Source organism: Limisphaera ngatamarikiensis (assembly GCF_011044775.1).
In the GTDB taxonomy this organism is placed as follows: Bacteria; Verrucomicrobiota; Verrucomicrobiia; order Limisphaerales; family Limisphaeraceae; genus Limisphaera; species Limisphaera ngatamarikiensis.
On sequence record NZ_JAAKYA010000053.1, the window covers coordinates 141,690 to 162,653 of the forward strand.

The 20,964-nt window shown below is 66.5% G+C and carries 18 protein-coding genes and 1 tRNA gene; 8 read left to right on the forward strand and 11 right to left on the reverse strand.

Going from position 1 to position 20,964, the window contains the following annotated elements; genetic code table 11:
* Nucleotides 1-41: 41 nt before the first annotated feature.
* The 5 genes from G4L39_RS08530 to nrdR form a co-directional block, all read right to left on the reverse strand.
* Nucleotides 42-1,109 (reverse strand): DUF6807 family protein, encoded by a 1,068-nt coding sequence (locus tag G4L39_RS08530; RefSeq protein WP_165107461.1) that lies wholly within the window; start codon nt 1,107-1,109, stop codon nt 42-44.
* Nucleotides 1,085-2,449, reverse strand: coding sequence for a Gfo/Idh/MocA family protein (locus G4L39_RS08535; RefSeq protein WP_205880881.1), 1,365 nt, complete (start codon nt 2,447-2,449; stop codon nt 1,085-1,087). Before G4L39_RS08535 ends, G4L39_RS08530 begins: the two co-directional genes overlap by 25 nt.
* 354 nt (nt 2,450-2,803) lie before the next feature.
* Nucleotides 2,804-3,148, reverse strand: a complete 345-nt coding sequence (locus G4L39_RS08540; RefSeq protein WP_165107463.1) for a histidine triad nucleotide-binding protein — start codon at nt 3,146-3,148, stop codon at nt 2,804-2,806.
* A 66-nt stretch (nt 3,149-3,214) separates the two neighbouring features.
* Nucleotides 3,215-3,772, reverse strand: a complete 558-nt coding sequence (locus tag G4L39_RS08545; protein ID WP_165107464.1) for a hypothetical protein — start codon at nt 3,770-3,772, stop codon at nt 3,215-3,217.
* On the reverse strand, nt 3,769-4,224 hold the full coding sequence (nrdR, locus tag G4L39_RS08550; RefSeq protein ID WP_165107466.1) for a transcriptional regulator NrdR: 456 nt from the start codon (nt 4,222-4,224) through the stop codon (nt 3,769-3,771). The genes G4L39_RS08545 and nrdR overlap by 4 nt, the downstream gene beginning before the upstream one ends.
* A gap of 438 nt (nt 4,225-4,662) precedes the next feature.
* On the opposite strand from nrdR, the gene G4L39_RS08555 reads away from it, so the two are divergent.
* The 4 genes from G4L39_RS08555 (at nt 4,663) to G4L39_RS08570 (ending at nt 9,626) form a co-directional block, all read left to right on the forward strand.
* Nucleotides 4,663-5,757: a 3-deoxy-7-phosphoheptulonate synthase gene (locus G4L39_RS08555; RefSeq protein WP_165107467.1), complete on the forward strand. Its 1,095-nt coding sequence runs from the start codon at nt 4,663-4,665 to the stop codon at nt 5,755-5,757.
* A 623-nt stretch (nt 5,758-6,380) separates the two neighbouring features.
* Nucleotides 6,381-6,872 carry a (2Fe-2S)-binding protein gene (locus G4L39_RS08560; protein WP_240893880.1) on the forward strand — a complete coding sequence of 164 codons (492 nt, stop codon included), beginning with the start codon at nt 6,381-6,383 and terminating at the stop codon, nt 6,870-6,872.
* Nucleotides 6,873-6,876: 4 nt separating this feature from the next.
* Nucleotides 6,877-9,042 (forward strand): xanthine dehydrogenase family protein molybdopterin-binding subunit, encoded by a 2,166-nt coding sequence (locus tag G4L39_RS08565; RefSeq protein ID WP_205880882.1) that lies wholly within the window; start codon nt 6,877-6,879, stop codon nt 9,040-9,042.
* Nucleotides 9,039-9,626, forward strand: coding sequence for a nucleotidyltransferase family protein (locus G4L39_RS08570; protein WP_205880883.1), 588 nt, complete (start codon nt 9,039-9,041; stop codon nt 9,624-9,626). The genes G4L39_RS08565 and G4L39_RS08570 overlap by 4 nt, the downstream gene beginning before the upstream one ends.
* 511 nt (nt 9,627-10,137) lie before the next feature.
* Here the strand turns inward: G4L39_RS08570 and G4L39_RS08575 are convergent.
* On the reverse strand, nt 10,138-11,847 hold the full coding sequence (locus tag G4L39_RS08575) for an excinuclease ABC subunit UvrC (protein ID WP_165107470.1): 1,710 nt from the start codon (nt 11,845-11,847) through the stop codon (nt 10,138-10,140).
* A gap of 306 nt (nt 11,848-12,153) precedes the next feature.
* Here G4L39_RS08575 and G4L39_RS08580 point away from each other — a divergent pair, with 306 nt between their 5' ends.
* The 4 genes from G4L39_RS08580 (at nt 12,154) to trxA (ending at nt 14,589) form a co-directional block, all read left to right on the forward strand.
* Nucleotides 12,154-12,864 carry a Mut7-C RNAse domain-containing protein gene (locus G4L39_RS08580; protein WP_165107471.1) on the forward strand — a complete coding sequence of 237 codons (711 nt, stop codon included), beginning with the start codon at nt 12,154-12,156 and terminating at the stop codon, nt 12,862-12,864.
* Between the two features lie 243 nt (nt 12,865-13,107).
* Nucleotides 13,108-13,183: transfer RNA gene (locus tag G4L39_RS08585), tRNA-Val, on the forward strand.
* Nucleotides 13,184-13,737: 554 nt separating this feature from the next.
* Complete coding sequence (locus G4L39_RS14650; protein WP_205880884.1) at nt 13,738-14,196, forward strand: hypothetical protein; 459 nt, start codon at nt 13,738-13,740, stop codon at nt 14,194-14,196.
* 60 nt (nt 14,197-14,256) lie between these two features.
* Entirely contained in the window at nt 14,257-14,589 is a 333-nt protein-coding gene (gene trxA, locus G4L39_RS08595; protein ID WP_165107473.1) for a thioredoxin, read from the forward strand.
* Nucleotides 14,590-14,936: 347 nt separating this feature from the next.
* On the opposite strand, the gene G4L39_RS08600 is transcribed toward trxA, so the two are convergent.
* From G4L39_RS08600 to G4L39_RS08620, 5 genes are all read right to left on the reverse strand, one after another.
* A complete protein-coding gene (locus G4L39_RS08600; protein WP_165107474.1) occupies nt 14,937-15,488 on the reverse strand; it encodes an STAS domain-containing protein in 552 nt (183 codons plus the stop codon).
* Nucleotides 15,485-16,645, reverse strand: coding sequence for a DNA polymerase III subunit delta (gene holA / locus G4L39_RS08605; protein WP_165107476.1), 1,161 nt, complete (start codon nt 16,643-16,645; stop codon nt 15,485-15,487). Before holA ends, G4L39_RS08600 begins: the two co-directional genes overlap by 4 nt.
* Nucleotides 16,646-16,672: 27 nt before the next feature.
* Complete coding sequence (locus G4L39_RS08610; protein ID WP_165107477.1) at nt 16,673-17,122, reverse strand: bifunctional nuclease family protein; 450 nt, start codon at nt 17,120-17,122, stop codon at nt 16,673-16,675.
* A 1,049-nt stretch (nt 17,123-18,171) separates the two neighbouring features.
* Complete coding sequence (locus G4L39_RS08615) at nt 18,172-19,803, reverse strand: dynamin family protein (RefSeq protein ID WP_165107479.1); 1,632 nt, start codon at nt 19,801-19,803, stop codon at nt 18,172-18,174.
* A gap of 106 nt (nt 19,804-19,909) precedes the next feature.
* A complete protein-coding gene (locus G4L39_RS08620; RefSeq protein WP_165107480.1) occupies nt 19,910-20,875 on the reverse strand; it encodes a peptidoglycan recognition protein family protein in 966 nt (321 codons plus the stop codon).
* Nucleotides 20,876-20,964: the final 89 nt, after the last annotated feature.

Consider the following 20,964-nt stretch of genomic DNA (forward strand, 5'->3'; position numbering starts at 1 on the left):
GGCTTGCATGATGGCGCCGCTCGGGCAACGGACCGGACCCTCTAGAGCCGGCCTTCGCACCACGCCCGGTACCAATCGTCGACCCGACCGGTCTGTCCGTCGCCGCGGTGGACGAGGACACCCACCCGCGTGCTCAACGAGGCACCCTGCGGCAACGTAAACGGTCGCCCGTTCCGGGCAGCCTCCCGCCGGGGTCCGAACGTCCCATAATCCCGCGTCAACCAGGTGTGGGGATGCGGGTTTGAGGGATGACTGAACAACGCCAGGCCCTCGGCATCCGGCACACCGGTCCGCGAAAAGTCCACCCACCGGGCCGGACGGTCATGGGTTCCGGCCTGACCGATGCCGCCTTCGGAGTTCACCAACCGGCCCTGCCCGTTGGTGTTGAACCGGTCGTTCATGCGCACGTAGGGCCACGCGTAATGCACCGCGTCACTGCGAAACGTCACCGGCCCAAACGCCGCCGTCACCGTGAAGGTCACGTCGAGAAAGTATTGCCCGTCCTCCAGCGCCACCACGCGCATGTCCCGGGTTTCTTCCAAAACCGGGGTTTGCCCGTGGTCCATCTCCCAGATCAACCGCCACCGGAGTCGGCCCGCCCCGGAGCCCGGCTGCACCAGGAGAAAACCGTCATGACGGATCCGATCGCGGAAGGGCGGGTGCGGGTCTTTCGGCCCGCCGGCGCCACTGTACCAGGCATTGTAAAACGACGCTTCCCGATGCCCGGCCCGCTGGACCGTGTCCGCAAACCAGAACGAGCGATGATGCGGATACGGCTCGGCCTTTTGCACGGTCATCGGTTGTCCCGAGGGACTGAAGATCGGATACAAATGCGGCAAATCCCAATCCTCGCTGTAGACGCAGGTGAAGGCCGGCCGGCCGCCAATCCGTAGCTCGAGCCGGCCCCGTGCGTCGTCCCGAGCGAACTCCACCCTTGACCGCGCCGGCGGGTGCGACACGGTCTGCTGACACGCGGTAAACAAAACCGCCCCCGCCAACCCGAGTCCGAGGATCCATGGTACCGGTCGACCCGGCCCCGCCGCGCCTGAGGGCATCCCGCTCTGCATGGCTTTTCCGTCGTGGCTCAAACCTTTTCGGGATGTTGCCACGGTTTGCGCCGTTCGCGTTCTAGGTATTGGTTGGCCTCCGGATCGTCGGGGAAAATCTCCCGCACTGGGTCCCAGCGCAGCCGCCGCCCCACCCAGCGCGCAATGTTGCCCAGATGACAAACCGTGGCCGAGCGATGGCCGATCTCCACATCCGCGTTGGGCCGCTGCCGCGTCTTGATGCAGTCCAGCCAATTCTTGAGGTGATCGTCGTCGAACCCGCGCGGACGCCGTTTCAGCAGCTCGATGGCGTATTCCTCCGGGTCCGATTCCACCCGCCCGCGATCCACCCGGAACCGGCCGCGGTCGGTGATGAAGATGGCGCCGAACCCGGGTGGTTTGGGATCCTCGCTCGGCTCGAGTACCACGCCGTTGGCGTACCTGAAGAACACCCGGGCCTGGCTGCAAATGCGGTCGCCCCGGTCTTTCGGCTCCGGTTTCGTGTACACCGGCGGCACCAGTTTCTCGCCCTCAATCCACACCTCCACCGGACCGCTGTCGTCCATGCCCAGCGCCATCTGGATCATGTCGAACCCGTGCGATCCCCAGCCGGTCATCTCCCCGCCCGAATAGGGACGGAAGGAGAGCCAGCCCGGATTGGCTCGCGGCAGGTAAAGGTCCTCGTTGTAGGGGACCACCGGCGTGGGGCCGCACCACATGTCCCAGTCCAGACCGTCCGGTATCTTTTGCTCGGGCAGTGCGCATTCCCACGGCGTGGGATAGTTCATGTACAGGACCTTTTGGATTTTGCCCCAGTCCCCCCGCCGCAGTGCGTTGCACGCCTCGATGTCAATCCACATGGACCGCTGCTGACTGCCGACCTGAAAGACCCGGTTGTATTTCCGGGCCGCCTGAACGATCAACCGACCGTCCCGGATGGTCAGCGATACCGGCTTTTCGGCGTACACGTCCTTGCCCGCCTGACAGGCGCTGATGCAGATGTAGGCCCGCCAGTGTTCGGGCGTGGCCGTGATGATCGCGTCCACGTCCTTCCGGTCCAAGAGCCGCCGAAAGTCCTGGTACGCTTCGCCCCCATGCTTACTGGTGACCGCCTGGGCACGCGGCAGATTCACGTCCGCCACCGCCACAATCCGCGCTTCCGGCAACCGCAACAAACCCTGCAGCAGGTTGCCCGCCTGCCGGCCCATGCCAATGAACCCGATGCCGATCTGTTCGTTCGGCCCCGGCCGACCCGGCGCACCCAACACACTTCGCGGCAGGATCTGCGGCAGCCCCCAGGCCGCCGCTGCCGCCACCACGCCACGACGCAAAAAGGTCCGGCGCGATACACCACGTGCCGCCGAAGATCGAACCTGCGCGAGAGAGAAAGACTGTTTCATCATGTCCGCATCCGGAGTCGAAAACCAGCCGTTGCGACCCGTTGCCGCTCCCGAGTCCCGTGGGGGCGGCACCCGGTTTTCGCAACCGACCGGCTTTCCACGTTCCAACATTGGTTCACCGCTGCCAGCATGCACATTCGTTCTGCAGCCCGGCCAGAAGGAATTTGCCCCTGGCCGACCCGTTCTCACAGGGCAACCTGCGGGACCCGGCGCGGGCGTGCCAAGGACCACCTGTCATGGCCCGCGATATCTCGTCACGGACAACGCGATTTGAAGCGGGGGCGCACCGCTCAACCTCCAGCCCCACCCCATGCCTCCGTGCCGGGCGATCTGCCGGAACTGCCTCCCCCGGGCACCTCAACCCGGAGGCCAACCCATCTTGCGTCCACCCAGGATGTGCCCGTGCAGATGCGGCACCGCCTCGCCGGCGTCCGGTCCGCTGTTGAAGACCATGCGCCAGCCGCTCTCGGCCACGCCCAGTTGCCGTGCCACCTCGGCCGCCTTCACCATCAAATGACCCAGCAACGGCGCGTCTTCCGCCGTGACCGCGGCCAGGTTCCGGATCGGTTTCCTCGGCACAATCAGCACGTGCGTGGGGGCTTGGGGGTTGATGTCGTGGAACGCCACCACCAGGTCGTCCTGATACACAATACGGGCCGGCAATTCGCCGTCGCAGATTTTCTGGAAGATGGTCTTGCTCATGCTCGTGTTCTCCTTTTCCTGACGGGCCGGGCCGGGCGCGGATTCACCCACACCGGGCGTCGCCGGTCAATCCACCACCAACAGGCAATCGCCGGTGGCATGCGCAGATACACAGGCGCGCAGGTACTCCACGATCCGGTCCCGCAGCGCCTCGCATCGCGGACACCATCGTCGCACGCCCAACAACCGTTTCACGCAGGCGCGCAACCCGTGAAACCGGACCCGGGCCGGCGACCTGCGCAGTTGAGTCTGAACCGCCCGACGCAATTCGACAAAGAAGAACAGCTCCGTATCCGCCGCCGCACGGGCCAGCATCACCAGGTCCTGGGCCGGACCGCACTGCGGGGCCGCAGGAGGGTGCACCGGCCGTCCGTCGCGGTCGTGCGCCAGCGCACGCAACGCCATCTCCAACGTGCGGGTGAACTCGTCCAGCGTGACGCTGTCCCTCGCCAGGTCATGCCGGAAATAGTGAAACACCGCACGAACCGTCTGCTCCAGAACCTCGGCATCCCCCAAGGGCGGGTCGCCGCCCACCAGTTCGCCCACGATGCTTTCGGCCGAGCAGGGGACCCGTTCGCCCGATGCCAGCTCAAACACCAGATACTCGCTGCCCAGCAGGATCATGCCGCACCCTCAAGCCGCCGCACCTCATGCACAAAGTCCGTCGCCTCCTGAAACCGGCGGTACACACTGGCAAACCGGACATAGGCCACCTGATCCAGCCGACGCAACTCCTCCATCACCAGGTGACCAATCGCCTCGGCCGGAACCTCCCGCTCGTACTGCTCGCGCAGGGCCTGGACCACCCGCTCGATCAGGGCTTCCACCGCCTCCGTGCTGACCGGCCGTTTCTGGCAGGCCTTCGCAATTCCCGAGGCCAGTTTCTCGCGCGAAAACGGTTCCCGCCGGCCGTCCCGTTTCAACACCACCAGGTCCTCGTGCTCAATGTGTTCGTAGGTGGTGAACCGATACCCGCAGCGGGTGCATTCACGACGCCGACGAATGGTCGCCCCTTCTCGCGACGAGCGGGAATCCACCACGCGGTCTTCCAAACACCCGCATTTGGGACAACGCATACAACAACCGCCACAACCGGTCGTGGCTCAACCTTTCTACCGCCACAACCGGTGGTCGTCAAGCGCTTTGAAGCAAAAATTGCACCAAACCCGGCCCATCCCGGCCCATCGACACGTCACCTTGCCCGCCTCATAAGTCCGACTCAATCCATCGCTCAAGATGCGTCCCAGGGCTGACCGGCCCTGAACGCGCGTCGGGGACCCGACCCACCCGCCGTGAACTGACGGTCCGGTGCAGCGTTACGGGATGGGATCCGGTCTCATGCTCCCGCCTGCATCGACCCCGCAGGCTCGGGTCCACCGCGGGAGCTCCCCCGGGCAGCGCCCGGGCCCCGCAAGTCCGGCCGGCCGGGGCCCGGTTCCGCCACCGGCTTCCGACGACCGCCTCCGGTTTTCCGGCTTTTGCAAGAGAACCGCCGCCGGGATAATGTTGCTTGTATGGTTCGCATTCAGAACGTCCATGTCCGGGAACTGATCCGGCTCAAGCCGCCCCGGGCCTTGTTGGCGGAACTGCCGTTGGATGAGGCGGCCGCCCGCACGGTCGTGGCCGGGCGGGAAGCCGTCCGGCGGATTTTGGAGGGGGCGGATTCCCGGATGCTGGTGTTGGTGGGGCCCTGTTCGATTCATGATCCCGAGGCGGCCCTGGACTATGCACGTCGCCTGGCCGCGCTCCGACGCGAGCTGCAGGACTCCTTCGAAATCATCATGCGCGTGTATTTCGAAAAACCGCGCACCACCATCGGCTGGAAGGGCCTCATCAACGACCCGCACCTGGACGGGACCTACGACATCGAAACCGGCCTGCGCCGCGCCCGATCGCTCCTGCTGGAAATCGCGCACCTGGGGCTGCCGGCCGGCACCGAGTTTCTCGACCCCATCGTGCCGCAGTACATTGCCGACCTGGTCTCCTGGGCGGCCATCGGCGCCCGCACCACCGAGTCCCAAACCCATCGCGAAATGGCCAGCGGCCTTTCGATGCCCGTGGGATTCAAGAACGGCACCGATGGCAGTCTGCAGGTGGCCATCGACGCCATGCAGGCCGCGCGGCATCCCCACGCTTTTCTCGGCGTGGACGAGGACGGCATCACCAGCATTGTCCGGACCACCGGCAATCCCTGGGGCCACATCGTCCTGCGCGGTGGCCGTCAGCGGCCCAACTACGATCCCGAAAGTATCCGCCAGACCGAACAACAACTCGCTGCGGCGGGGCTGCCCCCGGTGATCATGGTGGATTGCAGCCATGCCAACTCCGGCAAGATCCCGGCCCGGCAGGAGGACGTCTGGCGCAGCGTCATCCAACAACGTTGCAGCGGCACCCGGTCGCTGGTCGGCATCATGCTCGAAAGCAACCTGTTCGAAGGCAATCAACCGTTCCCGCGACCCGTGCACGAGCTGCGTTACGGGGTGTCCATCACCGACCCGTGCATCAGTTGGGAAACCACGGAACGACTCCTGCGTTGGGGTGCAGCCGAACTGGCCCGGGCCGGTCAACCTGCCCCTCACGCAGCCCCGGCCGTTCCGGCCGGTTCCTGACCACCGGGGCTGCTACCGGCCTGAACTGCGGCCCTCCGCCGCGGCCAACATCTCTGATGGCCCGCGGCGCATATGCCAGCCCCGAGCAGGACCGTGTCCCCACAGCGCAGCCGGAAACCGGACGCGAGGTGGACGGCTCCGCAACGTTGCGCTTGAGCCAAACAGAAGGACTCGGTCCCTGCCGTCCGGTCCTGAGGGGTCCCTCACGTTCGCCCCTGCCGGTGCGCACCCCGGCTTCCTGCATGCACCGGGATCTCCTTCACCCGGCCCCGGCGCACGGTGCTGTCGGCGACAAAGGTTGCCCTTCCCGGGCACAGCACCTGGCGGAACCTGGCAAGGGCCGCGCCTTTGCGATCCGTCCGGAAACCGGTCCCGGCGGACCGGGCCGTCGCCGCTCTGGCGCTCACCTGCCCTGGGAGGTCGTTCCCGGGATTGTCTGCGAGCGCCCGTAAATGCGCCGCGTTCCATTGGTCGGATGCACGCCGGCTTGGGTAACCCGTATCCGTGCGGCCAAAACCGTTTGCCCCCTGGCCCGTGCGTGCTCTAAGTTCGACACCGTAAGGTCCGGTGAGGCGTGGCCGGGGCTGCGGGGCGCGCCACCCGGTCCGGAGACGGGCCGCGCCATGACCGAACCTGTTCCCGCCATGAAACGGAGCTACGAGCTGGTCATCAACGGCGAGACCCGCACGGTCATGAGTGAGCCGGGCCGCACCCTGCTGGAAGTATTGCGCGAAGACCTGGGACTGACCGGCACCAAATACGGCTGTGGCGAGGGACAATGCGGTGCGTGCACGGTGCTGGTGGACGGCCGGCGTGAACACGCCTGCAAACTTGCCGTGGAGGACGTTGCCGGTCGATCGGTCCTGACCATCGAAGGCCTCGGCCGCGAAGGTCGGCTGCACCCGGTACAGGAAGCCTTCCTGGCCGAACATGCATTCCAGTGCGGTTACTGCACGCCCGGCATGATCCTCGCCACCGTGGCTCTGCTTCAGCGGCATCCCCGGCCCACGGACGCGCAAATCCGCCAGTGGCTGAATGGGAACCTCTGTCGTTGCTGCGGTTACCCGCGCATCCTTCGCGCGGTGCAGCGCGCAGCTCAACTGTGGCACCGCTGACGTCATGAACCACGCTCCGACCTCGACTCATCCCCACTCCCTCCCACCCGACCCGCCCGGCCCGACCTTCACGCCAGCCGACCGGCCGGGGATGGATCGCCGGCAGTTCCTTCAATGGCTGGGGGCCGGCGTGCTGTGGATGGTTACCGGGACGCGCGTGTGGGCCCAGGTACGGCGTGGCGGTTTGCGCGGCGACCGGTTGCCGCTGCAGGCGCGACTCCACCTCGGCGTGGACGGCTCCATTACGGTCTTTTGCGGCAAGGTGGAATGTGGCCAGGGAGCACGGGCCGAGATTGTTCAGGCCGCGGCCGAGGAGCTCCACGTGTCGCCCGCAAAGGTCCGCGTCCTCATGGCCGACACGGCCGAGGTACCCGATGACGGCATCACGGCCGGCAGCCGCACCACGCCGTCCACCGTACCCCACGTTCGGCGCGCCGCGGCTGCCGCCCGGCAATGGTTGTGTCGCCTGGCTGCCCGTCAATGGGAGGTGGATGCCTCCGCACTTTCGGTCCGGGACGGACAAGTCCGGCACCCGCACCGAAACCTGGTGTTCACTTACGCCGATGCCGCCCGGCACGCCGCCCGGGATTCCGCATGGTCAGAGCCCGTCCCCGCCGACATCCCATTGACCCCGACACCCGACTGGCAGGTCATGGGCCGGAGCCTCGCCCGGCCCAACGCACTGGATGTGGTGACAGGACGGCATTGTTACCCGTCGGACCTGCGTCGGCCCGGACTGTTGTACGGGGCGGTGTTGCGGCCACCCGCCTGGGGGGCTCGACTTGAATCCGTGGAGCTGCAGGCGGCGGTAAAGGCCGTGCCCGGCGTGGTGGTCGTACGGGAGGGCGACTTCGTGGGTGTGGCTGCATCCACCACCGCCGAGGCGCGTCGGGCCGTGGAAACACTGGCGGCCACGGCTCGCTGGACCGTGCCCTCCGAAGCACCATCCAGCCGCGGGTTGTCCGAATACCTGCGTCAACACCTCCAGGAGCCGGTCCCGCCCAATCCGTTTCGGGCGACGTGGGAAAGCGCACCGCACCGGTTTCGCGCCACCTACAACGTGGCCTACGTACAACACGTCCCCATGGAGACGCGGGCCGCTCTGGCGGAATGGGAAGGCGACAACCTCACCGTCTGGCTCGGCACCCAAAACCCGTTCGGCTGCCGCAACGAGCTGGCGCGAGCCCTGGGCGTGCCGTTGGAGAAGGTGCGGGTGGTGGTCCCGGACTTTGGAGGTGGTTTCGGTGGAAAACATACGGCCGAGGCGGGCATCGAAGCGGCGCGTCTGGCGCGGGCCGCCAACCGCCCCGTGCTCGTCCACTGGACGCGCGAGGAAGAATTCACCTGGGCCTATTACCGACCGGCTGCGGTCATCGACGTCGAGGCCAGCCTGGACAGCCGGGGCCGCCTGACAAGCTGGTATTTTGTGAATCTGAACTCCGGCCCGGCGGCGTTGGACACCCCGTACGACGTGAGGCAATCCCTCTGTCGTTACGTCCCGGCGCGGGCGCCACTCCGGCAGGGGTCCTACCGTGCCCTGGCCGCCACGGCCAACCATTTCGCCCGCGAATCCGCCATGGACGAACTGGCGGCGCTGGTTGAAGCCGATCCGCTCGAATTCCGTCTCCGTCACCTGCCGGAAGGCCGGCTGCGTACCGTACTGGAGGAAGCTGCCCGCCGGTTCGATTGGACCGGGCGTCGTCGCACGGCCGCGCCGGGCACGGGGTTCGGCCTGGCTTGCGGCACCGAGAAAGGGTCTTTCGTGGCAGCCTGCGTGGAGGTGACGGTGGACGAACCGGCCGGCCGTATCGAAGTCCGCAGGATCTGCCAGGTTTTCGAATGCGGGGCCATCGTCAACCCGGACAACCTGCGCGCCCAGGTCGAGGGTTGCATCCTCATGGGCTTGGGACCGGCCCTGTGGGAGGAGGTGCGTTTTGCCAACGGGCGGCCTGCCAACGCCGCCCTGAGCCGGTACCGTGTGCCGCGGATTACCGATGTGCCCGAACTCGAGATCCATCTGTTGAACCGACCGGACCTGTCCCCGGCGGGTGGAGGTGAGACCCCCATCGTGGCCGTGGCGCCGGCCATTGCCAACGCCGTTGCCCACGCCACGGGCCGACGGATTCGGCAAATGCCGCTCCGATGGGAGACCGCAGCCTCATCCCCATGACCTGTGCCCTTCTGCTGGCGGCGGGGCGATCGCGCCGGATGGGCGCGCCGAAATTGTTGTTGCCGTGGAAGGGCGGCACGGTCCTTCGAACCGTGGCCACCGCGTTTCTTGACGCCGGCGTGGACCGTGTGATTGTGGTGACGCCTCCGGATGCGGCCGACCTGCGCGAGGCTTTGACCGGGCTGGCCGTGCATTGGGCGGTGAATCCCGGGCCGGACGGTGAAATGCTGGAGTCGGTTCGTTGCGGGCTGGCAGCTGCACCGGACTGCGTACGGACCTGTTTGGTCAGTCCGGCGGACCTGCCCTTGTTGCACGCACCGTTGATCCGCGCCCTGCTCGAGGCCCATGAAAAGCGCGGAGCGCGCCTTACCGTGCCGGTATGGCAGGGTCGCCGCGGTCATCCGCTGATCTTCGATGCCTCGTTGCGTGAGGAAGTGATGACGTCGCACGACGGAGTTGGCTTGCGCGGGCTGCTCCAAACCCACGCCACCGAGGTGTTCGAATGGCCTGCGCCCGACCCCTCGCCCTGTGAGGACCTCGACACCCGCGAGGACTACGAGAGGCTCCGGCGCACATCCATATGACCGCATGGGTGATCCGCGCCGCGGCTTGTGGCCGACGGCCGTGGACACGCGCTTCCATCCGGCCCGCCAGCCCCGCAAGGCACTGCCCGTTGCGCCGACGACCCACTTCGCTCCCGGTCCGAATTACCCATTCACCCGGACAAAACCGGCGGGAACGGCCCGAGGTTGTCCGTGAATCCGCCGAGGCGGCCGGGCTGGCCGGAGACCGCCGCCGCCGCGTCCGGCTCAGCCTGCCGGGCGTTGTCGTGGCCGGTTCGGACGCCGGTGCACACGCGGCCTGCCGGAACGCATGAAATACCGGCTCGCGTGGGGAGCGGAGTCCGTGGGGCCGCAGGGCATGTCCGGTCCGGGCTGCCGCAGCGGCATGGGAAGTGAGGCTGAAGGGCCCCGCCGCACGAATGGGAAATTGGTCCGTTGATGCGGGGCCGTGGCCGGGCGCACCGACCAAACCGCAGGCCGGGCCTGCCACGGGCGTTTCTTCAGGCCGGGAGGTCGGGTGTTACATCTCTGCTCAACCCGCGGTTGGAGGGGAGGGAGAGCTTGCACCGGCCGAATCGGCCGGGGCGGTTGAGGTCACCCCCTCCGGCTTGTTAGCGGGGTTGCGGGCGTCGAGGAACTTGCGCAGCTCCGAGGCCAGGCGCGGTCCGAACCCGGGGACCTCGGCGATTTCTTCGACCGTGGCCTGGCGCAGGCGTTGGACCGACCCAAAATGTTTGAGCAGGGCGGCCTTTCGGACGGGGCCGATGCCCGGGAATTCGTCCAGCACGCTTTCGGAGATTTTGCGGAGCCGTAGCTGGGCGTTGTAGGCGTTGGCCACCCGATGCGATTCGTCCCGGATCCGCTGGAGCAGTTTCAGCGCCGGATGATCCAGGCCAAGCCGCAACGGTTCGCTCTCCCCGGGGCGATAGATTTCCTCGAATTCCTTGGCCAGGCCGATGACCGGAATGTGACCCAGACCGAGCTTCTCCAGCTCGGCCCTGGCTGCGTTGAGCTGGCCCTTGCCGCCGTCGATCAGGATGAGGTCGGGCAGACCCGCCGGGGCGGGTCGTTCGGCGGTACGGCCCTCGCGCACCGCCCGGCTTGTTTCCTGGATGAGTTGTTGCAGTTCAGCCGGGACGGGGTCGACCCCTTCCGCATCGTCCGGGACGGCCTCCCCTCCGGCAGCGCGACTGGGATTGTCCGGATGAAGCTCCTGGAGAAGGCGACGGTACCGGCGACGCACCGCCTCGGCCATGCAGGCGAAATCGTCCTGGCCTTCCACGGTCTTGATTTGCAACCGGCGGTAGTGGGCGCGGTCGGGCCGACCCCGACGAAATCGGACCACGCTGGCCACCTTGAGCGAACCGCTGATGTTGGAGATGTCGAATCCATCAATGCGCTCGGGCGGAGCGGGCAGGCCCAGGACTTCCGCCAGCGCGGCCAGGTCCCGTTCCGGATCCACGGCCACGGGCAGGCTGTAGGGGATGCGTTCAAACCGTTCCTGCTTGCGGGTGGTTTCCCGCAGGGCAAAGAGGAGGTCGCGCAGGTGGGCGGCCCGTTCGTATTCCTGCTTCGCGGCGGCCTCGCGCATGGCCGCTTCCAACTGGCTTTCCACCTCGCGACACCGTCCCTGGAGAAACTCACACGCCGCCAGCACCTGCTGCCGGTATTGCTCGGCCGTGACGTTGCCAATGCAGGGGGCGGTACAGTGCTGGAGATGCGCGTAAAGACAGTGGCGGTAATCGGCCTCCGTGGGTGTGAGCGGCGTGCACCCGCGCAGGTGAAAGCGCCGCCGCACGAGGTCCATGACCTGCCGGAGCGCGGTGGAACTGGGGAAGGGCCCGAAATAGAGCGAGCCGTCCGGGGCACGGATCCGGGTGAAGGTGAATCGCGGGATGGGATCGTTGAGGTTCACCTTCACCATGAGGAAACGCTTGTCGTCGCGGAAACTGACGTTGTAACGGGGCTTGAACTCCTTGATGAGCTTGCCCTCCAACAGCAACGCCTCGGGCTCGCTCCGGACGACGTGGACGTCGAAGTCGTGGATGCTCTCGATCAGGGCCGTCAACTTGGGGTCCCAGGCCATCCGGTGGGAGGGATGGAAATACTGACTCAGCCGCTTGCGCAGGTCCCGGGCCTTCCCCACGTAGATGACCGTGCCCAGCCGGTCCTTCATCAAGTACACCCCCGGCCGATGCGGCACGGTCCGCAGTTTCTCCCGCAAATGTTCCGACACCGTCATGGCAATGAACCGGTCCGGTCCGACAGGCTCAAACCCCGGGCGCCTGCCGAAGGCTGTCCCCGCCCGACCCTTGCCGGAATACCGTGCGGCGGAGGGCGGTGTCCTGATCGCATGGTTCGGGTGTTCATCCCGGTCCTTTGGAAATCGCACGGGCCGGCGCGGCTGATCGGTTGAGCCGGTGACCGACCCTCTCTTTTCCGTGGCCACCGTAGCACGAAAAACCGGGGCCGGGCAAATGCAGTCCCCGTGCCCCTTCAGTCCCTGGCCGGGATGCCGCCCCGGAGCGCGGCGTGCTACAGTGGGTTTGTGCAACGGATTCTCAAGGCCTGTCGCCAACGCCTGGAAACGCTGGCCCGACAGTTCGGTGCGCGCCAACCCGAACGTGCCGTGGCCTTGTGGATGGAAAAGGCCCGGCAACAAAGCCGGGACCAGGGCCTGCCCTTGAGCCAGGCCCTGGTGCTCCTCGACGCTCAGCTCCAGGCACGCTGGCGCAGATACCAGTGGCGTCGGCAGGGCCGGCCCCTCCCGCCCACGGGCACCTGGCTGCTCTACTGCGACGCGGGTTTGGGCGGGTTGGCCCGGTGGCTGTGGGCCGCCGGCCAGCGGGCCGTCTGGTGTCGGGAAACCGACGACACCCGCCTGATCCAGAAAGCCCTCAGGGCGGGCGCGGTGCTGTTGACTCCCGACAGCCTGCTGCTGGAACGACGCATCATTCGGACCGGGCGATTGCCCACGCTGTGGGTTCCGCCCACGCTCCGCGTACCCGACCAACTGAAACTGGTTTTTGAACAACTGGCGCTGCGCGTGGCGCAGCCCCGATGCATGCGCTGCGGAGGGGCGCTGGTTCCGGTGGCCAAGGCCGCCGTGGCGGATCGGATCCCACCTCGAACCGCCCTGTGGTTGGACCAGTACTTCCTGTGCGAGGACTGCGACGGACTCTTCTGGCGGGGCACCCATTGGCAGCGAATTCGCCGCCAACTCCAGGCACTCGGGTTGCCAGGGGCCGCAGAGATTTGACCGCCCCGGCGCCTGCCGAGCCGACCGCCCCGCGGCCGGCTTCGGTCCCGGCTCGCCTCCGGCATGACCTCTCCCCGTGAATGGCCCCGCGCACTTTCCACGGCCGGCGGTCCGGGCCCGCAGGGGAGTTCAGCGGTCGGCGCCATGCTCGCCAGACGCGTTTTTGCACTTGCACGGAGTGGCAACCGGGGGAACGATAGGGTCGGCACGGCTTGCGGACGGACAAGGCCGTCCCGAAGGGGTGCGCGGTTAGCTCAGTTGGTAGAGCACCAGCTCGACACGCTGGGGGTCGCAAGTTCGAGTCTTGCACCGCGCACCAATTTATTTTTGCGCCGGTTTTGCTTCCTGCGGCCGCTCAGATGGCCAACCAGCGGGACTTGCCGCGGCGGCGGCCCGGACCTGCAGTTCGGTGGCCACCCGGCGTGTCTTGAGTTGCAACCGCCAGCGTGTGGCCCCATGCCCACGATGGAGTCGGTGTCGTGGCATGCCATGACGTTGGCTGCCGCTGGACCACGGCCGGGATGGGCCATGGTTCATCCTGTCCAGAGGGTCCGAGGATCCCCGGAACTGCGCGCCGCCCAGAGCCGCAGGATACCCCGGGAACGTCCGCAAAGCGGGGGTGCGCCCTTGCGAGGGGTGTCAAGCCGGATGGGTAACCGCCGCGCTGTTGAGGAAAGTTGAGCGAGCCAGGGCTCTCGCGAACCACACCAGCGGGCAGTCTTTTGCCCTCGACGGGCGATTCCAACGAGCCACCAACGCAGCCCTTCATGGCCGCACTGCCGTTGGCCAGGTTTGGCCATCAGGTCGGGAAGATCCTTCAGGTTCGCGTTTGACAGGGTGGTGGGCGCAGCTTAGGTTCGGCTCCAGCGTCGTATGGCCGAGAACATTCCAAATCTGCCGGGCGGGGCTGTACCCCCAAAGAAGGAGACAGGCAAGGTTCAGCCCAAGAAGGAGACGGTGCGCATCACGTTGCCGCCCAAGCCGACGGCTGCGCCCACCATCAAGCTGCCCACGCTGCCGCCGGCCGGACCGGGCGCCGCAGCTCGTCCTCCGGTTCCTCCGGCCCCGGCCCCCGCGACCGGCGCCACCGCCGCTCCGGCTGCCCCCGCCGCTGCCACCGCTGCTCCTGCTGCCGGGGCGCGCCCGGCTCCCGCAGCACCGGCCGCTGCTCCGGCGGCTGCACGGCCGGCCGCCGCGCCCGTGGTTCAACGGGCACCGGTGGCTCCGACCGTGTCGGGTTTGGAACAGGGCCTCGCCATCGGCGCCATTGTGGCGGGGGTTCTCGCGTTGCTTTCGGTGGTTTACCTGGGCTTTTTGTTTCCGCTGGATTGATGCGGCCGGGAACCGGCGCAGCGGAGGTTGTACCATCGTCATTGACAGGAGTTGTACCGCATGGCTTCCCCGTTGATCGTCACGTTGACACAGCAGAACTTTGAGCAGGAGGTGTTGAAATCTTCCACCCCGATCCTGGTGGATTTCTGGGCCACTTGGTGCGGTCCTTGCAAGATGATCGCCCCGCTGCTGGATGAACTGGCTCAGGAGTACGAGGGCCGGGTCCGCATCGGCAAAGTGGATGTGGACCAGGAAAGCCAGCTGGCCGTACAATATGGTGTCCAGGCGATCCCGACCCTGCTTCTGTTTAAGGACGGCCAGGTGATCGGCCAACTGGTGGGTGCCAAGGGCAAGCGGGACATCCAGGCGCTCATGGACCGCGCGTTGTCCTGAGGCCGGGAGCCGGCGGGCGCGCGTCCGTGGGCAGGCGGATCGCAGGACACGCGTTTCCCCGTGGTGCAAATAGGGCTCGTTCGACAAACCGGCAGGGCCATCCCGGGTCTTCTCAAGGAATCTCACAGCCGAATTGCCCCGGACAGGGATTCGTCACGACGCGGTTGCGGGCGGGTTGTTCCGTCTTGCGGGTCGGCCGGTTGAACGGTGCAGGCCGGAGGGACGAGTCCCTACTCGAATCCTCAACGGCTTGGAAAGGCCAGGGCACGGGCTTGCGTAGCTGGCCAACGGCGCGGCTTTTGGTTCCGGATGGGATCGAGGGACCAATCGGCACCGGGACCAAGATCTCAGCTGCCGGAGGGTGAATTCCCGGGTTTGGCCTCCTCGAGTTTTTGAAGGTCTTCCTGCAGGAACCGGGCAACGTCTTTGAACCGGGCCTCGTTGGCCGGGTTGATGGACATGAGGGTCTGATGAGCTTCGAGGCTGGTGCGGGCCAGTTCAACGCGGTCGGCACCGCCGCCCCCGAGGGTGGTTTCGGTGGTTTCCCCGCCGGCGGGTAGGGTTCTCGGTTCCTGGACGATGTGCAGGTACTCGGTCACGCCGAGGCTTTCAATCAACTGGGCCACACGAGGGGTGGGATTGATCAGGTCCACGCCAGCCTGTGGGTCTCCACTCTGGTGGAGCTGGATGCCCAGCCGACAGAGCAACCCTAGAAACGTGCTGTCCAGGAGAATGCAATCGCTCATGTCCACTTTGAACCGACGGTACCCCTTCTGGAGCAAACCCTGGACCACGGCCTTGAAGTCGGGCGCCGCGGCAAAATTGGCATGCCCGGTAATGCGGAGCCAAACCTCGCGCCCGTTGACCATTACCATGACCTTGGCCGGAGGCAAACTCATGTTGCGATCGGTTCCAACCGGGCCCCCGTTCCGGTTTGGGGCCCGGCCATGATCCGCACCAACAATTGTTGGAGCAGCAGGTCGGGATCGAGCCGGCTGCTGACCAATGCCCGGTTGCATTCCACCAGGTACTTCATCGCCCGGATCAGTTCGTCCCTTGAGTAATTTTGGGCATCCCGAAGGGCCTTGTGGAGGACGAAGGGATGAATGGAGAGCGGGTTGAGGCGCCGGTCACCGGGCAAAAGGTCGGTGGACACTTTTTGGAGCCGCGCCTTGAACGAGTTGTAGTCGAGGCGCGGGTGCACCCAGCCGCGGTCGGCCAGCTCGCGGGCCAGCAACATGGCCCGGACCTTGGTGACCAGCCCGTAAAGCAGGCCGATGCCGGTACGGTCGGTTTCACCTGCGGCGGAGCGTCGTTCCTCGGCCAGGCAGCGGAGTGCTCGCGGCAGGTCCCGGGCGCCCACGGCGTCGGCCAGGGCAAACGCCTGGGCGGTACGATTGCGGACCGTGACGGCCTCAACGTCCTGGAGCGTGATTCGGGTCCGCGGGGCCGTGTAAAGGCAGAGCTTTTCCAATTCGCTGCGCAGCAAGGGCAGGGAAGGACCGACCTGGCTGATGAAAGCGACCAGGGCATCCTCCTCGATTTCGTAACCGGAATCGCGCAGGCGATTCCGAACCCAGAGGGCGGCCCGCTCCGGCCAGTCCCGGTCGTCCGGCGACCAGCCGGTGTGGACCTCGACGCGGCCGATCTGGTCCAGGACCTTGAAGAAACCGCGGCGCCGATCCACCTTTCCGGCGCTGATCAGGAAGCGGACTCCCCGCCAGTCAAACTGCTGCAGTTCCCGCGCCCACTTGTTCAGCGCCTCGGTCACGGCGGCACTATCGCCCGGCCGCTCCGCGCCCAGAAAGGTGCAGTTGCGCAGCCAGACCACCTTGGTGAACCCCGGCAGTGGCAACGTCTGTAGCGCCTGCCGGGTCTGTTCGATCACCTTGAGGGCTTCGGCGGCCGTGGCCACGGCGCCATCGACGACTTCGTCCCCCAACTGACGCCCTCCGCCCCAGGCCTCGAAAATGGCCCGGGCACGCTCCTTCACGGTGACTTCATCGTCACCGCAGACAAGAACAACGGCGGCGTCGGGTACGGCAGGGCGCGACATGGCTTCGGCGGGCCCGGCGGGGCGGGATCACTCCAGCTCTTCCTGGTCGTTGATCCTCTGGAGGTGTTCACTCATGTCCTCCATCTGGTCGAAGAGCGAGCGGGTGACGTACATGGGGGCCTTGAGCGCCACGGCCAGCGCAAGGCAATCGCTGGGCCGGGCATCCACTTCGACCAGTTTCCGTCCCAGTTCGTTTTCCTGCTGGAGGATCAACCGGGCGTAGAAGGTCTGGTTCTTCAGTTCGGTGATGACGATGCGTTCGACGCTGATGCCGAAGCCCTTGAAAATGCTGAGCATCAGATGATGCGTCAGGGGCCGTTCCGGGACCCGCTGATGAATGAAATCGCTGATGGTCTTGCCCATCCACGGGTCCACGTTGATGATGAAGACCTTGTCCTCGTTCCCGATGAACAGGGCGCAACCACTTTGATTGGGCCAAAGCCCGCGGATCTGCACTGGCACGACCCCGTGCTTCATGGCGTCAACCTAGGCCCTTCCCATCCAAAAAACAAGCCCACCGGGCGGGCACGCCAGGGGATTCTCCCAATGACCCGGGCCTGCAACGGACCCGGAACCTACCGCGGCCGCGCATGCACGAAGGGGACCATTCCTGCCGCGAGACCCCCGTGGGACTTCGAGGTTCACACCACTCCTTCGATCCCCGGCAACAACCCCGTCTTTCAATTCCCGGCCCGCTTGCAGGCGCCCTGGGAGACCGGGGATCCGATGGGTTGCCCGCCACATTTCCCCAGGGCTGCATGGGCCCTGATCGGGGGCCGTTCAACGCCCGGGTTCCCTGGAACCTCCCATCCGCCCGCCAACCTGGACGCCGACAGGATCTCCGTGCGTTCCCACGATGTGTTCGTTTGCCCCAGCTTCACACACCCTGCTCACCCGAGGTTGATTCCACCGCGCCCCGTACAACGACCGACGGACCCGGCCGATGCGGGAGATACCCGTCATCCCGGCCCACGTGTTTCGCGGTCTGGTTCATCTTCCCATGGGCTTTCAGCGGGCGCGGTCTCCCCGCCGACCGCGACCCTCTTGCGTACCTGCGGTTTTGGTCCAAGAGGTCGGGTTCCCTCCCGATGGTCCAAGCCGAGCCGACTCCCGGCAGCGACTCCGATGGCCCCTCCATGGGTCCAGTCCGCGGGGGGACAGGGCCGACACTTCCCTCTAAAGCAGCGAGGCCCGACCCCGGCACGGCGAAACTTCCCCGGCGGTAGGAACTGCCGGCCATCGCAGTGCCCGGCTGTCCTAGCCGAACCAAGGTTTCAACTGCTGTCGGGCCCCGGCCTGTGGCGGGAACACCGTGACGAGGGACCTGGCCGTCCCCTCACAACCGCCCGGGGTCTGCAGCGCGCAGGAAATAGCAACCGAACACGCCCCACGGGGGTTCAGCTGAACCCGAGTCCGGTGCGTGACCGGTGCCGAAAGCGGGCGTGACACGGGCTTCGGGAACCGACGCCGCGGGGTACGCGCCCTTCCACCGGTGGTCCAATGGCGTGGCGGTCGCCGGACCGGACTCAGGGGATCGGCAACGATTCCAACTCCGAGATCCGCTCCCGGAGTCGCGCCGCGTCGGAAGGGGACTGCTGCAGCATCCGCTCGAGCTCTTCCAATTCGTTCCGTGCCTCGGACTCGGCCTGCCGGCGCAGGTCCTCGATGGCAACGGCAACGCGTTCGCGCCATTCCGCCGCCAGCTGCGAAAGGTTCTTTTCCACCTCGTACCGGGCCTTGCGCAGCAGGGAGCGCTGGATCGCGCGCCGGAACAGCGTCATGGGGATGAGCCAGCTGATGGAGGTGAACGCCGGGTCGAAGGCAAAGGCCACGTCCACCGGGGGCGCCCGGGGCTCGTAGACCTCGAGCACAAACTCGCGCTGCGCGAGCGTCACGCCCAGGGCGGCCTTTACGTGCGCGGCCAGGCGATCGTGAAAAGCCTGCAGGGTTCGGGTGAGGTGGGCCCGGGTGTGGTGGAGTGGCGCCAGGAACATTTCCTGCCGGGAATGGGACAATTCGGTGAGTTCGCGGCGCAACCAATCCTGCAGCCAGGTTCGCCAGGCGTCGAACAGGCGGGGCGGGCGCAGTCGGCCCAGCTCTGGTTGGGTCTGGAAGGCGGTGGTGACCTTTGCCTGCAGCGCGGCCTGCGCCGGGCGCAGCGCCGTCTGGTAGGTGTCCAACGCCCGGGCCGATTGTTCGCGCGCAAAGAGGGCCAGCTCCGTTCGGAGGAGCTCGAATTGCCGCCGTTCGTCAGCCAGTTTCTCGCGCAAGGCGGCACGGGCGGATTCCACCTGGGTGGCGGCGGCCAGGGCAAGCTGCAGACTGTTGAGCGCCTGATGGCGAAGGGAGGCCAGCTTGTGTCGCAGTATGGCCGTGCCGGCTTGGTGGCGGTTCTGCCGGAGCGGTTCAAGAAACTCCGCCACCAGGACCGAGCGGGGCCAGGCCAGCTCCGGTTTGATCGAGTAGAAGAACACCGGCAATCCGCCGTCCCACCTCTGCCGCAGCTGTGTCGTGACGAATGCCTGCACTTCGGCCCGCTGGGCCTCGGTCAGCAAATCGGCCTTGGTCAGCAGAAGGGCGATCGTTGGCGTGTGCCGGCGCAATTGGTCCAGCAGGTTCAGGTCGGGTTCTCCAAGGGGCGCGTCGGCGCTGACCGCCACCAGGGCGGCGCCCACGTTCGGCAGCCAGTTCAGCGCCACCTCCGTGTTGTGGGTCAGCGCGCTGCCCAGGCCGGGGGTGTCCACGAATTCCAGCGGTGCCAGGGGCTTCAACTCCGGCAACTCCAGCTCGACCGATGCGACCTGCTTGAGGTTGTGGGGATTCTCGTCTTCGGCCACGTAGTGGCGGATCTGCTCGGGCGGTATGTCCCTGAAGGATCCATCGAGAAAATGGACCCGAACCCGTTCTCTGGGGCCGTGACGCAACCGGGTGATGACCGCCGTCAACGGTATGACGCCGATGGGCAGCACCGCCCGCCCGGCCAAGTGGTTGAGGAACGAGCTCTTGCCCGCCTTGAACCGTCCCAGCACCGCTACCTCCACGCGGGTGCCGGCCCGCAACCGATCGCGGCAGGCAGCCAGCTGGGGCTCCAGACTCTGCAGTCTCAGCTCCCCAACCACACGGGTCAAACCATCGAGAACTTCAGCGGCGTGGTCCATGGGAAATGCTCCCGCGGTTCGAGCGGGTGGTGACTCCGGTTTGACTCCCGCGGGTACCGGGCAGGGTGACCGGCCGACCACCGGCTCTCACCGGCAACGGTTGCAATCACGACGCGGGACTGAGGGCGCGTGACGATTCCAGCCCCCGCAGCACCGATTTCAATGAAAAGAGTTTGCCGGGACATTCGGTATGACCGGGCACGAGTTGTTTGTGCGTGGTGATGGCATCCGGTGTGAGTGCACAGCGTTCCAGCAACGCCTGCAGCAGGGCCTCGAGGCTTTCCACCTGGCGCCTTGTCGGCTTTGCCCGGTTGAAATCCCCCACCAGGCAGATCCCCAGGCTCACCTGGTTGAGTTCTTCGCGGCTCAGATGTCCGCCGGGCAACTGGCGTCGCCATCTCGCGCCCACATGGATCTCGCCGTCGCCCATCCCGTGGCCGTTGCCAATGACAAAATGGTAGGCCAATCCGTTTTCCATACGCCGGACCTGGCGATGGTACGTGTCCATGGCCCGGGGCGAGCCGGAGGTTGTGGCGCTGTGATGAATGACGATGTACCGCCAGCGACCCTTTTGCACGGGAGCGCGTGCGATGGCCTGGCGCACTGCGGCCGGCAACGGAAGGAGAGGTGCGGCCACCGGCCCGGAAGGGATCACCAGCCGTTGCCCGGGATGAATGATGGAATCCAACGTCAGCCCGTTGGCAAGCGCCAGGTCCAGGACGTCCACCCCGTGAGCCCGCGCAATCAAGGTCAGATTGTCGTTCTTGCGCACCACCACGGTTTTCGGCGCCGGCGTCGGATCCGCCGGTTGAGCCCCCTGGGGCAACTTCAACTTCTGCCCGGGCCGAAGGATGTCGTCCAACTCCATGTCATTGAGCTTGGCCAGTTCGGTCACAGACACCCCATACTGCCGGGCAATGCCGCTGAGCGTGTCGCCTTTGCGCACGATGTGGAGGGGTGTGTCAGCCGCGGTGACCGTGCCCGTGGCCGGCACGACGATGCAGAAACAGAGCCACCACGCCCAGGCTCGCAGGTTTGCGCCCGCGGTCCTGCGTCGCGTTCTCCCTCGCATGGTCCCATGAATCGATCCCGGCTGCCCGTTCATCCGCACTCCTGCTCCATGGCTGTTGTCGTGCCGGATCGGCTTTGTCCTCTGCGCGT